9 protein-coding genes and 7 tRNA genes are annotated in these 13,042 nt (G+C 51.1%); 12 read left to right on the forward strand and 4 right to left on the reverse strand.

Annotated features, from left to right (window positions below; all coding sequences use genetic code 11):
• Positions 1–46 precede the first annotated feature (46 nt).
• The 3 genes from WFL93_RS03630 to nagE all read right to left on the reverse strand — a co-directional run bounded on the left by WFL93_RS03630 (position 47) and on the right by nagE (position 4,524).
• On the reverse strand, positions 47–442 hold the full coding sequence (locus tag WFL93_RS03630) for a hypothetical protein (protein WP_180823257.1): 396 nt from the start codon (positions 440–442) through the stop codon (positions 47–49).
• Positions 443–676: 234 nt separating this feature from the next.
• Positions 677–2,344 (reverse strand): glutamine--tRNA ligase, encoded by a 1,668-nt coding sequence (gene glnS / locus WFL93_RS03635; RefSeq protein ID WP_049850900.1) that lies wholly within the window; start codon positions 2,342–2,344, stop codon positions 677–679.
• Positions 2,345–2,496: 152 nt separating this feature from the next.
• Entirely contained in the window at positions 2,497–4,524 is a 2,028-nt protein-coding gene (nagE, locus tag WFL93_RS03640) for an N-acetylglucosamine-specific PTS transporter subunit IIBC (RefSeq protein WP_036621574.1), read from the reverse strand.
• A gap of 343 nt (positions 4,525–4,867) precedes the next feature.
• Here nagE and nagB point away from each other — a divergent pair, with 343 nt between their 5' ends.
• From nagB to WFL93_RS03700, 12 genes are all read left to right on the forward strand, one after another.
• Positions 4,868–5,668, forward strand: a complete 801-nt coding sequence (nagB, locus tag WFL93_RS03645) for a glucosamine-6-phosphate deaminase (protein ID WP_007890676.1) — start codon at positions 4,868–4,870, stop codon at positions 5,666–5,668.
• A gap of 61 nt (positions 5,669–5,729) precedes the next feature.
• The gene (gene nagA, locus WFL93_RS03650) at positions 5,730–6,878 is read left to right on the forward strand and encodes an N-acetylglucosamine-6-phosphate deacetylase (protein ID WP_336777259.1); all 1,149 of its coding nucleotides are present in this window, start codon (positions 5,730–5,732) and stop codon (positions 6,876–6,878) included.
• Positions 6,879–6,885: 7 nt separating this feature from the next.
• Positions 6,886–8,106: a DNA-binding transcriptional regulator NagC gene (nagC, locus tag WFL93_RS03655; RefSeq protein WP_049850899.1), complete on the forward strand. Its 1,221-nt coding sequence runs from the start codon at positions 6,886–6,888 to the stop codon at positions 8,104–8,106.
• A 41-nt stretch (positions 8,107–8,147) separates the two neighbouring features.
• Complete coding sequence (locus tag WFL93_RS03660; protein WP_036621535.1) at positions 8,148–8,900, forward strand: HAD-IIA family hydrolase; 753 nt, start codon at positions 8,148–8,150, stop codon at positions 8,898–8,900.
• 317 nt (positions 8,901–9,217) lie between these two features.
• The gene (gene asnB, locus WFL93_RS03665) at positions 9,218–10,885 is read left to right on the forward strand and encodes an asparagine synthase B (RefSeq protein WP_336777260.1); all 1,668 of its coding nucleotides are present in this window, start codon (positions 9,218–9,220) and stop codon (positions 10,883–10,885) included.
• A gap of 215 nt (positions 10,886–11,100) precedes the next feature.
• Positions 11,101–11,177: transfer RNA gene (locus tag WFL93_RS03670), tRNA-Met, on the forward strand.
• A gap of 7 nt (positions 11,178–11,184) precedes the next feature.
• Positions 11,185–11,269 (forward strand) — tRNA-Leu (locus WFL93_RS03675).
• Between the two features lie 21 nt (positions 11,270–11,290).
• A tRNA-Gln gene (locus WFL93_RS03680) sits at positions 11,291–11,365 on the forward strand.
• 34 nt (positions 11,366–11,399) lie between these two features.
• Positions 11,400–11,474 (forward strand) — tRNA-Gln (locus WFL93_RS03685).
• A 26-nt stretch (positions 11,475–11,500) separates the two neighbouring features.
• A tRNA-Met gene (locus tag WFL93_RS03690) sits at positions 11,501–11,577 on the forward strand.
• A gap of 6 nt (positions 11,578–11,583) precedes the next feature.
• A tRNA-Gln gene (locus WFL93_RS03695) sits at positions 11,584–11,658 on the forward strand.
• A gap of 28 nt (positions 11,659–11,686) precedes the next feature.
• Positions 11,687–11,761, forward strand: a tRNA-Gln gene (locus tag WFL93_RS03700).
• 88 nt (positions 11,762–11,849) lie between these two features.
• Here WFL93_RS03700 and ubiF read toward each other — a convergent pair.
• Positions 11,850–13,022 (reverse strand): 3-demethoxyubiquinol 3-hydroxylase, encoded by a 1,173-nt coding sequence (gene ubiF / locus WFL93_RS03705; protein WP_336777261.1) that lies wholly within the window; start codon positions 13,020–13,022, stop codon positions 11,850–11,852.
• Positions 13,023–13,042: the final 20 nt, after the last annotated feature.

Here is a 13,042-nt window from a genome sequence, read left to right on the forward strand (position 1 = left end):
CAGTATAAAAAAACCGGCGCTTGAGCCGGTTTTTTTATACCTGAAATCAGGCAACGATGGTTTCTTGCAGGTAACGCCAGCGCGGAATGCTGGTGCTGCAATCGAGAACCGCCAGTGAAATGCGGCTCTGATTGATGCCATTCATCATTTGTAATTCACGATATTGAATCGTCACCTCTTCGCTTTGCTGCGAGATAATAGCGTGCTCACTGGTCGCAATACGCATGCCTTCGCGTTGCCCATTCAATTGGCGAAACAGCGTTTCCATCTCATTGAGATCCAACTGTTTGCCTTGCGGTGTCACCATTTTAAATTCGGGATGAAAGTGCGATAAAAACAGATCAATGCTGTCATCACTGCCTTCAACCTGATTGAAAATACGTTCGATAAGCTGATGTAATACAACCACACTGTGCTTGGCTTCCAGGGCAAGACTTGTCATTTTTTATCCTTTGATAACCCGCGGAGCAACGTTTGAGTGCGCATAGCCTACCTGAAAAAAAGTTTTTCACACTGGCAAATGGTTTAATTTTGCTAAAGTCAGAATAGTCGTAAATGAGGAATTAATCGCATCAACAGGGAGGCAGCATAAAAGATTGCGGGTGGCCAAATAGAGGCAATAAAAAAGGGCGATTGCTCGCCCTTTCATGATCTTATCGTGCTAGCGACAAAATAATTAATCGCCGATTTTCGCCCAGGTATCGCGCAATCCAACGGTGCGGTTAAACACCAGTTTTGACGGCTGCGAATAAACGCTATCAGCACAGAAGTAGCCTTCACGTTCGAACTGATACGGTGCCATTGAATCGGCCTCGCGCAGACCAGGCTCAACGAAGCCCTGTTTGGTTTCGAGTGAGTTCGGGTTAATGGTGGTGAGGAAATCCTCAGCCGCGCCCGGATTTGGCACACTAAACAGACGATCATACAGGCGGAATTCCGCCGGCAACGCGTGAATTGCAGAAACCCAATGGATAACGCCTTTCACTTTACGCCCATCAGCAGGATCTTTGCTCAGCGTATCAACATCGCAAGTACAGTAGATACAGGTGATATTGCCTTCATCATCCTTCGCTACACGTTCAGCACGAATCACGTAAGCATTACGCAGACGCACTTCTTTACCCAGCACCAGACGCTTGTATTGTTTATTGGCTTCTTCGCGGAAGTCAGCGCGATCGATCCACACTTCACGGCTGAATGGCACTTCACGCGTACCCATCTCCGGTTTGTTGGGATGATTTGGCATGGTGATGATCTCTTCGTGACCCGCTGGCAGATTTTCAATCACCACCTTCAGGGGATCCATCACGGCCATCGCACGCGGCGCGTTTTCATTGAGATCGTCACGAATGCACGACTCCAGTGAAGCCATTTCTACGATATTGTCCTGCTTAGTAACGCCAATGCGGCGGCAGAACTCACGAATCGAAGCCGAGCTGTAACCACGACGACGCAAACCGGAAACGGTCAGCATGCGCGGATCGTCCCAGCCTTCCACAACTTTTTCGCTCACCAGCTGAGTCAGTTTACGCTTGGACATCACTGCGTATTCCAGATTCAGACGTGAAAACTCATACTGACGCGGGTGCACCGGAATGGTGATGTTATCCAGCACCCAATCGTACAGACGACGGTTATCCTGGAACTCCAGCGTGCAGAGAGAATGCGTAATACCTTCAATCGCATCAGAAATGCAGTGAGTGAAGTCGTACATTGGATAGATGCACCACTTGCTGCCAGTCTGATGGTGATCGGCAAACTTGATGCGATACAGCACGGGATCGCGCATCACAATAAAGCTGGATGCCATATCGATTTTGGCACGTAAACAGGCTTTGCCCTCTTCGAAGCCACCATCGCGCATTTTCTGGAACAGCGCTAAGTTCTCTTCCACGCTGCGATCGCGATACGGGCTGTTTTTGCCTGGTGCTGTGAGAGAACCGCGATACTCGCGGATCTCATCTGCCGACAATTCATCAACATACGCCAAGCCTTTATTAATCAGCTCAACGGCATAGTTAAAGAGTTGGTCAAAGTAGTCTGAGGAGTAACGAATGTTGCCGCTCCACTCAAAGCCCAGCCATTGCACGTCACGCTTTATGGATTCGACAAACTCCAGATCTTCTTTCACTGGGTTGGTGTCGTCGAAACGCAGGTTGCACTGCCCTTGGTAATCTTGTGCGATACCAAAGTTCAGGCAGATAGATTTCGCATGGCCAATATGCAGATAACCATTGGGCTCAGGCGGGAAACGGGTATGCACAGTGTTGTGCTTACCGCTCGCCAAATCTTCGTCGATGATCTGACGAATAAAGTTCGTTGGGCGGGCTTCAGCCTCACTCATCTCAAAATCCTCAAAAGCTATAACGGGTGATTTGTACCACGAAGTAACGGAGTATGATCCACAAAGCGCAGGAGGGAAACAACCGTTTGTTGGTCGTTTTAAAACAAAAAAGGCAGGAATCGCTTCCTGCCTTCTGGCTCAATCACAAGGACTTAGCCTTTAACCTCGTACAGCGGAGTTTGACCTGCAACCACTGAACCGGTTGCCAGTAAATTCAGACCCGCGAAATCATCGCTATTACTGACGACGACTGGACTGATCATCGAGCGCGCGTTGGCGTTGAGATAATCCAGATCCATTTCGAGGATTGGCTGACCTGCAGTTACCGTTGCGCCCTCTTCCACCAGACGCGTGAAACCTTTACCTTCCAGCGCAACCGTATCCAGACCCATGTGCACCACAATCTCAACGCCATTTTCCGCTTCGAGGCAGAACGCATGGTTAGTGTTGAAGATCTTCACCACGGTGCCAGCAGTTGGCGCGACAACGGTTTTTCCGGTTGGCTTGATTGCCAGACCATCACCCACTGCTTTACTGGCGAACGCTTCATCAGGAACATTTTCTAGCGCAACAATTTCACCGGTAACCGGAGCCAGTAACGTAGCGATTACCGCTTTTTCACTGTTCAGTACCGCCTGCGGTTTTGCCGCTGGAGCCGGTGCTACAGGTGACGCAGCTGCGGATGCCGCAACCGGGCCTTTGCTCAGTACCGTTTTCATCGCTGTAGCAATGCTTTCAGCCTGGGTGCCGACGATAACCTGTACGCTCTGTTTGTTCAGGCGAATCACACCTGAAGCACCCAGACGCTTAGCGACGCCTTCATTTACCTGTGCAGAGTCTTTGACGTTCAAACGCAGTCGGGTAATACAGGCATCGATGGTCGTGAGGTTTTCAGAACCGCCCACGGCTGCAATGTAACGGCGCGCCAAAGATTCGGTTTGGCTTTCACCATTACCGCTATGGTCGACATTCACATCATAACCATCGGTTTCATCGCCCGCAGAGAGTTCACGACCCGGTGTCATCAGGTTAAATTTCTGAATGGTGAAGCGGAACACCGCATAGTAGATAACGAAGAACACCAGACCTTGTGGGATCAGCATCCACCAGTGCACGGCCAGCGGGTTGCGCGTCGACAGCACCATATCCACCAGACCCGCACTGAAGCCGAAACCGGCAATCCACTGCATACTCGCGGCGATGAACACGGAGAGACCGGTCAGTGCAGCGTGAATCACATACAGTACCGGCGCCACGAACATGAAGGAGAACTCCAGCGGTTCGGTAATACCGGTAAAGAAGGCCGCAAATGCTGCCGCCAGCATGATACCGCCGACTTTGGCGCGGTTTTCTGGACGGGCGCAGTGATAAATTGCCAGCGCTGCCCCCGGAAGACCAAACATCATGATTGGGAAGAAGCCCGCCTGATAACGACCGGTGATACCTGGGATACCCGTACCTTCCGCGATAGACTGTGCGCCGCCCAGGAATTTAGGAATATCGTTGATACCCGCGACGTCGAACCAGAACACTGAGTTCAGCGCATGATGCAGGCCAACAGGAATCAGCAAGCGGTTAAAGAAGGCATAGACACCCGCACCCACTGAGCCCATCTTCTGAATGTGCTCACCGAAGCTCACCAGCCCACCAAAAATGAGCGGCCAGACATACATCAGCACGAAGGCCACGGCAATCATCAGGAAGGAGACAAGAATAGGCACCAGACGGCGGCCGCTAAAGAATGACAGCGCTTTTGGCAGTTCAACATGGCTGAAGCGATTGTAAACCTCAGCAGAGAGGATACCGACGAGGATACCGACAAACTGGTTGTTAATTTTACCGAAGGCGGCAGGAACTTGCTCCACCGGCATTTTCTGAATCATCGCTACCGCTGCCGGTGAACAGAGTGTGGTTACCACCAGGAAGCCCACGAAACCGGTCAATGCTGCTGCACCGTCTTTATCTTTTGACATACCGTATGCCACACCAATGGCAAACAGCACGGACATATTGTCGATGATTGCCGAACCGGATTTGATCAGCAGTGCCGCCAGTGCATTACCTGCACCCCAGCTATCTGGATCGATCCAATATCCAACACCCATCAAGATTGCCGCTGCCGGCAAAGTCGCTACCGGCACCATAAGCGCGCGGCCGACCTTTTGCAGATATCCTAGAATACTCACCTTATTCTCCCCCTATGAGACTGGCGTTTTGCCGTAGCGCGAGTTGATTTTATTATCCCGTCGCCCGGTACCTTGATGACACTTTTGACCACGAGGCGCAGTGTAAAGATAAATTAATTCGCCTCGCAAATTAAAACCACTCCAACTGTGACTTTAATCACCAAAATGATGGTTTGATAATGCGAAATGCTAGCCAGCAACACAAACTTATTTTATGATGAAAAATATCGAGTCGCACTTTTCCCTAATGGCTACGCTTAAACGCATTACGCTTAAGGGCAGAATACTGTCAGAGAAACGGCAACTCCACATTTCCAATCTTAATTGAGGTGAAGACATGAGACTGATCCCTTTGGCCACACCGACCCAAGTGGGTAAATGGGCTGCACGCCACATCGTTAACCGCATTAATGCGTTTAAGCCTAGCGCAGAACGTCCTTTTGTGTTGGGTTTACCAACCGGTGGAACACCGCTGGAAGCCTACAAGCACCTGATCGACATGCACAAAGCGGGCCAGGTTAGTTTTAAGCACGTGGTCACCTTTAATATGGATGAGTATGTAGGTCTGCCAAAAGAGCATCCAGAAAGTTACCACAGCTTCATGTATCGTAATTTTTTCGATCATGTTGATATTCAAGAGCAAAACATCAATCTTCTCAATGGTAATGCCGAAGATATTGACGCAGAATGCCGCCAATACGAAGAGAAGATCCGCGCTTACGGCAAAATTAACCTGTTTATGGGCGGCGTAGGCAACGATGGTCATATTGCTTTCAATGAACCGGCGTCATCCCTCTCATCTCGTACCCGCATTAAAACCCTGACGCACGATACCCGCATCGCAAACTCTCGCTTCTTTAACGGTGATGTGGATCAGGTACCCAAATACGCGCTGACCGTTGGCGTTGGTACGCTGCTGGATGCAGAAGAGGTAATGATTCTGGTAACAGGTCATTTGAAAGCGCAAGCGCTGCAGGCCGCGGTTGAAGGTAACGTTAACCATATGTGGACCATTAGCTGCCTCCAGCTGCATGCAAAATCCGTCGTGGTATGTGATGAACCAGCAACGATGGAACTGAAAGTGAAAACCGTGAAATATTTCCGCGAAATGGAAGCGGAAAATATGAAAGGTGTGTGAAAACACGTTGTAAAAAAACCTGCTGCTGGTTGGCGGCAGGCTTAGCCGGGAGAGATAAACGATGTACGCATTAGTGAACGGCCGGATTTTTACCGGTCATGAAATTCTGGACAATCATGCAGTTGTGATTGCGGATGGCCTGATTGAGCGTGTGTGTCCGCGTGATGCCCTGGACGCGGCAATGGCACAGCAGGATGTGGCTGGTGCGTTTATCGCTCCTGGTTTTATTGATTTGCAGCTGAATGGCTGCGGCGGCGTGCAGTTCAATGACGATATCAATGCGTTAAGCGTGGATACATTGGAGATTATGCAGCGTGCCAATGAAAAATCAGGCTGTACCAGCTATTTACCAACGCTGATTACCAGCACCGATGCGCTAATGAAACGCGCAATCGAAACCATGCGCGCCTATCTGGCTAAGCATCAGCATCAGGCGCTGGGCCTGCACCTGGAAGGTCCGTGGTTGAACAAAGCCAAAAAAGGCACGCACAATCCTGAATTAATTCGTCTGCCGGATGCTGAGTTGGTGGATTTTCTCCGTGCAAACGCGGATGTCATCACTAAAGTCACGCTGGCCCCTGAAAACGCCGGCAGTGACGTGATTCGTCAATTACGTGATGCGGGAATTATCGTCTCAGCGGGTCACTCTAATGCGACCTATGAAGAGGCAAAAATCGGCTTTAGCGCCGGTGTGAGCTTTGCCACGCACCTCTATAATGCAATGCCAACGTTTGCCGGACGTGAGCCAGGTCTGATCGGTGCGCTGTTTGATTCGCCTGATGTATACTGCGGCATCATTGCAGATGGTTTACATGTCCATTACGCTAATGTGCGCAATGCAAAACGCATCAAGGGCGACAAACTGGTGTTAGTGACGGATGCCACAGCACCAGCTGGCGCTTCGATTGATCAATTCATTTTTGCAGGCAAAACAATATACTATCGCGATGGCCTTTGCGTTGATGAGAACGGCACGCTCAGCGGTTCTGCATTAACCATGATTGAAGCGGTGCAGAATAGCGTTGAACACTGTGGCATCGCTCTTGATGAAGCGCTGCGTATGGCAACACTTTATCCGGCGCAGGCAATGGGTGTGGAGAAACAGTTAGGTACGGTTGAAGCAGGAAAAGTCGCCAACCTGACTGTCTTTACCCGCGATTATCAAATCACTAAGACGTTAGTCAACGGAGACAACGTCCTCAGCGAGTAAGTATTGAATGACCACTGGCGGCCAGTCTCAAATAGGAAATGTCGATCTTGTTAAACAACTCAATAGTGCAGCCGTTTATCGGCTAATAGATCAACAAGGACCCATTTCGCGCATACAGATAGCCGAACACAGTCAGCTTGCGCCCGCCAGTGTCACCAAAATCACCCGCCAGCTCATTGAGCGCGGCCTCATCAAAGAGGTGGAGCAACAAGCCTCCACCGGTGGTCGCCGCGCCATCTCAATTATTACCGAAACCCGTCATTTTCATACTATCGGCGTACGCTTAGGGCGTAATGACGCCACGCTGACGCTGTTCGATCTGAGCGGAAAATCACTGGCGCAGGAAGATTATCCGCTGCCGGAGCGCACCCAGGAAACGTTGGAGAATGCGCTGTTCAATGCCATCAGCGCTTTTATGGCGGCACATCAGCGTAAGATTCATGAGCTGATCGCTATCGCGGTGATTCTGCCAGGTTTAGTCGATCCGATTAATGGCATCATTCGCTACATGCCGCATATCGCGGTAAGTCATTGGCCACTGGTTTCCAGTCTGAAAAAACGCTTTAACGTCACCAGTTTTGTTGGTCATGACATTCGCAGTTTGGCACTGGCAGAGCACTACTTCGGTGCAAGCCGCGACTGTGCTGACTCCATTCTGGTGCGTTTACACCGTGGTACCGGCGCTGGCATTATTGCCAATGGCCATATTTTCCTCGGCAGCAACGGTAACGTTGGCGAGATCGGCCATATTCAGGTCGATCCGTTAGGAGAACGCTGCCATTGCGGAAACTTCGGTTGTCTGGAAACCATCGCTGCCAATGGTGCGATTGAAAATCGCGTGCGGCACCTGCTTAATCAGGGCTATCCCAGCTCACTAACACTTAATGATTGCCTGATGCCGCAGATCTGTCGCGCAGCTAATCAAGGTGACGCGCTGGCGTGCGAAGTTATCGAATACGTCGGCCGCTATTTGGGTAAAGCGATTGCCATCGCCATCAACCTGTTCAATCCGCAAAAAGTGGTGCTGGCCGGTGAAATCACTGAAGCCGACAAAGTGCTGTTTCCTGCCATTGAAGGTTGCATCAATACGCAGACACTTCCGGCATTTCGTAAGAATCTGCCGGTGATGCGTTCCGAGCTCGATCATCGCTCGGCAATTGGCGCCTTTGCCTTAGCAAAACGCGCTATGCTGAATGGCATTTTGTTGCAACATCTGCTGGAAGAGTAATCACCAGCCTGCTATCTGGCAGGCCCGACCGGATGCAATCTATGACGATTAAAAGCGTAATCTGTGACATTGACGGCGTGTTGATGCACGACAACACCGCCGTTCCCGGCGCGAACGAATTTCTGCAGCGCATTCTGGCGAAAGATATGCCATTGGTGGTATTGACCAACTACCCATCACAAACGGCTCTTGATCTGGCCAACCGCTTTGCCAACGCGGGGGTTGAGGTGCCAGATTCGGTGTTTTATACCTCGGCGATGGCTACGGCTGACTTCCTCAAGCGTCAGGAGGGGAAAAAAGCCTATGTGATTGGCGAAGGTGCATTAATCCATGAGCTGTACAAAGCGGGCTTTACTATCACCGACGTCAATCCAGATTTCGTAATCGTGGGTGAAACGCGCTCATTTAATTGGGACATGATGCATAAAGCGGCTTTCTTTGTTGCTAACGGCGCACGCTTTATCGCAACCAATCCCGATACGCATGCGCGTGGCTTTGTTCCCGCCTGCGGGGCGCTCTGTGCCGGGATTGAGACCATTTCTGGCCGCAAACCGTTTTATGTTGGTAAGCCAAGCCCGTACATCATGCGCGCGGCATTAAACAAAATGCATGCGCATTCTGAAGAGACGGTGATTGTCGGGGATAACCTTCGTACCGATATTTTGGCAGGCTTCCAGGCCGGCCTGGAAACCATTCTGGTGCTGTCGGGCGTTTCAACGCTCAGTGATATTGATGCGATGCCATTCCGACCGGACTGGATTTACCCATCGGTCGCCGATATCGATCTCTTTTGATACCAGCCATAATATCTTCTTATAGCCCTGCTCAAGCAGGGCTTTTGTTTTTAATGAGGTAAATCCCTCCTCAGGCGAACATCACCTGAACACAAATTGAGCAACAATCCAAATTCATTAGATGCCATCTAAATTAAAGATGTATTTATTGGATAAAATCCAACATTACGCGCCCATCAACATTATTTTTATCAAAGAATCGTGATTTCACTTGCACTACCACCATCACTTAGCGCATTTTCTTATACATCACGCAGTCATTGCTGCCGGACAAACGTAGAAATAACTTCGCCACAAGGTGAGATCAGGAGTCAGTTATGTGTTCAATTTTTGGTGTGCTGGATCTGAAGAGCGATCCTATTGAGCTGCGCAAGAAAGCGCTGGAATCTTCTCGTCTGATGCGTCACCGCGGCCCAGATTGGTCAGGTGTTTATGCGGATGATAAAGCCATTCTGGTGCATGAGCGCTTGTCGATTGTTGACGTTAACAACGGCGCACAACCGCTGTATAACGCTGACCACACCCACGTACTGGCTGTTAACGGTGAAATTTATAACCATCAAGCGCTGCGTGCTGAGCTGAGCGATCGTTACGCCTTCCAGACCGGTTCCGACTGCGAAGTTATACTGGCGCTGTATCAGGAAAAAGGCGTTGATTTTCTCGACGAACTGCAGGGCATGTTCGCCTTTATTCTGTGGGACAGCGTTAAGCAGCAATACCTGATTGGCCGCGACCATATCGGCATTATCCCGCTGTATATGGGCAACGATGAGCACGGCAACCTGTATGTTGCTTCCGAAATGAAAGCACTGGTGCCAGTATGTCGCAGCATTAAAGAGTTCCCGCCGGGAAGCTACATGTCGAGCGCCGATGGTGAAATTCGTCGTTACTGGCAGCGTGACTGGATGGAATTTTCCGCCGTCGAGCACAACGCCACCGACGCAGCAGAGCTGAAACATGCGCTGGAAGAGTCAGTGAAAAGTCACCTGATGTCCGACGTACCTTACGGCGTGCTGCTGTCTGGTGGACTCGACTCTTCCATTATCTCTGCCGTCACCAAGCGTTTCGCCGCAAAACGTGTAGAAGATGCCGATAAGAGCGATGCCTGGTGGCCGCAGCTGCACTCCTTTGCGGTGGGCCTGGAAGGTTCTCCAGACCTGAAAGCAGCGAAATCGGTGGCAGAGCATCTTGGCACCGTGCACCACGAAATCCATTTCACCGTGCAGGAAGGTCTGGATGCGATTCGTGACGTGATTTATCACATTGAAACCTACGATGTGACCACCATTCGCGCATCTACGCCGATGTATTTGATGTCGCGTAAGATCAAAGCGATGGGCATCAAAATGGTGCTGTCAGGCGAAGGTGCGGATGAAGTCTTTGGCGGCTATCTCTATTTCCATAAAGCGCCAAACGCTAAAGAATTCCATGAAGAGAACGTGCGTAAATTGCTGGCTCTGCATATGTTTGACTGCGCTCGCGCCAACAAAGCGATGTCCGCCTGGGGCGTGGAAGCGCGCGTACCGTTCCTCGACAAGAAATTCCTCGACGTGGCGATGCGTATCAACCCGGAAGATAAACTGTGCGGCAGCAACGGCAAGATGGAGAAACACATTCTGCGTGAATGCTTCTCTTCATATCTGCCAGAAAGCGTGGCGTGGCGCCAGAAAGAGCAGTTCTCTGACGGTGTTGGCTACAGCTGGATCGATACGCTGAAAGAAGTGGCGGCGAAGCAGATCACTGACCAACAGTTGTCGACTGCGCATTTCCGCTTCCCGTACAACACACCGAACTCGAAAGAAGCGTATCTGTATCGCGAAATCTTTGAGGAGTTGTTCCCAATTGCCAGCGCTGCAGAGTGTGTACCGGGCGGTCCATCGGTGGCCTGTTCTTCAGCTAAAGCCATCGAGTGGGATGAAGCCTTTAAATCAATGGATGACCCTTCAGGCCGTGCCGTAGGTGTGCATCAGTCCGCTTATAAATAAGGTTTTTACTCAACAAGATAAGGGGCTCAAATGAGCCCCTTTTTTGTGCAATAGATGATGTCATGAGTGAAAATTGCCGAATAAACCACCAGCCTGGTTACAAGCCAGACAAACAGGCGTTTTAAGGCGAAAAACGGCAAAAAAATTGTTGACGCTACAAGACTCAATACGCATAATGCGCCCCGCAACGCCGATGAAGGTTACGCGAAAAAGATGGCTACGTAGCTCAGCTGGTTAGAGCACATCACTCATAATGATGGGGTCACAGGTTCAAATCCCGTCGTAGCCACCATCTTTTTGCGGGAGTGGCGAAATTGGTAGACGCACTAGATTTAGGTTCTAGCGCCGCAAGGTGTGCGAGTTCAAGTCTCGCCTCCCGCACCATTTCAGTCTTCGGCAGCCGGATGGGGTATCGCCAAGCGGTAAGGCACTGGTTTTTGATACCAGCATTCCCAGGTTCGAATCCTGGTACCCCAGCCAATCCGGAAAATGTTGTGGATACAAAATCGACGAATGGGATATCGCCAAGCGGTAAGGCACCGGTTTTTGATACCGGCATTCCCTGGTTCGAATCCAGGTATCCCAGCCATCGTCGGATGCAGTAAGCAGTACAAAGGCTACGTAGCTCAGCTGGTTAGAGCACATCACTCATAATGATGGGGTCACAGGTTCAAATCCCGTCGTAGCCACCAAATTATTGGGGTGTCGCCAAGCGGTAAGGCTCTGGTTTCTGATACCAGCATTCCGGGGTTCGAATCCCTGCACCCCAGCCATAAAAAGACAATTTGATTAAACACCTATTGGGGTGTCGCCAAGCGGTAAGGCACTGGTTTCTGATACCAGCATTCCGGGGTTCGAATCCCTGCACCCCAGCCAAATTGCACAATAAAGCCCGCTTTTGCGGGCTTTATTGTTTTCTGCATTCGGGCATTAACCCGGAGCGCATTGATGCGCCCCCTACGATTTATAAACCTAGCGCGTAGCGCAGCACCTTCCGTTTTAACGCTCCGGCATTCTCCGCGGCAATCAGCGCCAGATTGCGCGCAAAGCGCAATGGCGGCAGCTTATTACTAAATGCGAAGTAGAACAGATCCATCCCGCCCTGCATCAGTAAGTTGTCTTTATAACGCTGACGATGATAACGCTGCAGCACGGCATCCGATGCCCAAAGCTCCGCCTGGCTGCGCGCCTCAACCAGCGTAGTGATCAAAGCATCCACATCCCGATAGCCCAGGTTAACACCCTGCCCGGCCAACGGGTTGATGGTATGCGCCGCATCCCCCACCAGCGCTAATCCGGGCATCACATAACGCGTAGCATGACGTCGCACCAGCGGGAACGATGCTGCGGTTTTGACTTTAAAGTTTCCCACACGGGCCGGAAAGTTCGCATGAATCTCTTTCTCCAGCTGTGACAACGGCAAACTTTGCAGCTGACGAATACGCGCCGGCGCGTCATACCACACCAGCGAAGCACGACGATAAAACAGCGGCAGGAAAGCACGTGGCCCTTGCGGCGTAAACTGCTGCCAGGTGGAGTCGCCAACATCCTGCTCGCACTCCACGCTGATAAGCATACAGGATTGCGCATAGTGCCATCCTCGCACGCCAATGCCCGCTAATTGACGCACCCGTGAGTTGGCACCATCAGCGCCGACCACTAAACGCGTATCCAGCGTTTGGCCGCTATCCAGTTGCACATGCCAGCCAGCGCTATGCGGCTGCAAACCCTGTAAACTCGCCGGGCAAATTAGCGTGATGCCTTCTTCCTGCATCTTTTCCCACAGCGACCGCTGCAGCACGCTGTTCTCCACCATGAAGCCCAACTCAGGTAATCCAAGCGACGCTGCATCAAATGATACATGCGCGTTTTGCCACTCCCAGGTTTCCAACTGCCGATAAGGTGCACAGCGCATATCCAGAACGCGCTGCCAAACCTCCAGCTGCTGCAGCAGCGCGACTGAGGAGGCACCAATCGCGGAAATTCGCACATCCGGCTCGCTGCTAGCATCAAAGGCCGCTGGCTCCGCTCGTTCAATCACTGCCACGCGGAACTGTTGCTGCGCCAGACCACACGCCAGCGCCGCGCCAACCATGCCACCGCCCACGATCACCACATCAAAATGTGAATCCTGCATCGACTCTAATCCTTCTTTTT

The sequence above is a fragment of the Pantoea sp. USHLN256 genome, assembly GCF_037149875.1.
GTDB lineage: Bacteria > Pseudomonadota > Gammaproteobacteria > Enterobacterales > Enterobacteriaceae > Pantoea > Pantoea nemavictus.

Coding starts and splice junctions, on each gene's coding strand:
- WFL93_RS03630 (WP_180823257.1), bottom strand. CDS start 442: ATGACAAGTCTTGCCCTGGAAGCCAAGCACAGTGTGGTTGTATTACAT.
- glnS (WP_049850900.1), bottom strand. CDS start 2,344: ATGAGTGAGGCTGAAGCCCGCCCAACGAACTTTATTCGTCAGATCATC.
- nagB (WP_007890676.1), top strand. CDS start 4,868: ATGAGACTGATCCCTTTGGCCACACCGACCCAAGTGGGTAAATGGGCT.
- nagA (WP_336777259.1), top strand. CDS start 5,730: ATGTACGCATTAGTGAACGGCCGGATTTTTACCGGTCATGAAATTCTG.
- nagC (WP_049850899.1), top strand. CDS start 6,886: ATGACCACTGGCGGCCAGTCTCAAATAGGAAATGTCGATCTTGTTAAA.
- WFL93_RS03660 (WP_036621535.1), top strand. CDS start 8,148: ATGACGATTAAAAGCGTAATCTGTGACATTGACGGCGTGTTGATGCAC.
- asnB (WP_336777260.1), top strand. CDS start 9,218: ATGTGTTCAATTTTTGGTGTGCTGGATCTGAAGAGCGATCCTATTGAG.
- ubiF (WP_336777261.1), bottom strand. CDS start 13,022: ATGCAGGATTCACATTTTGATGTGGTGATCGTGGGCGGTGGCATGGTT.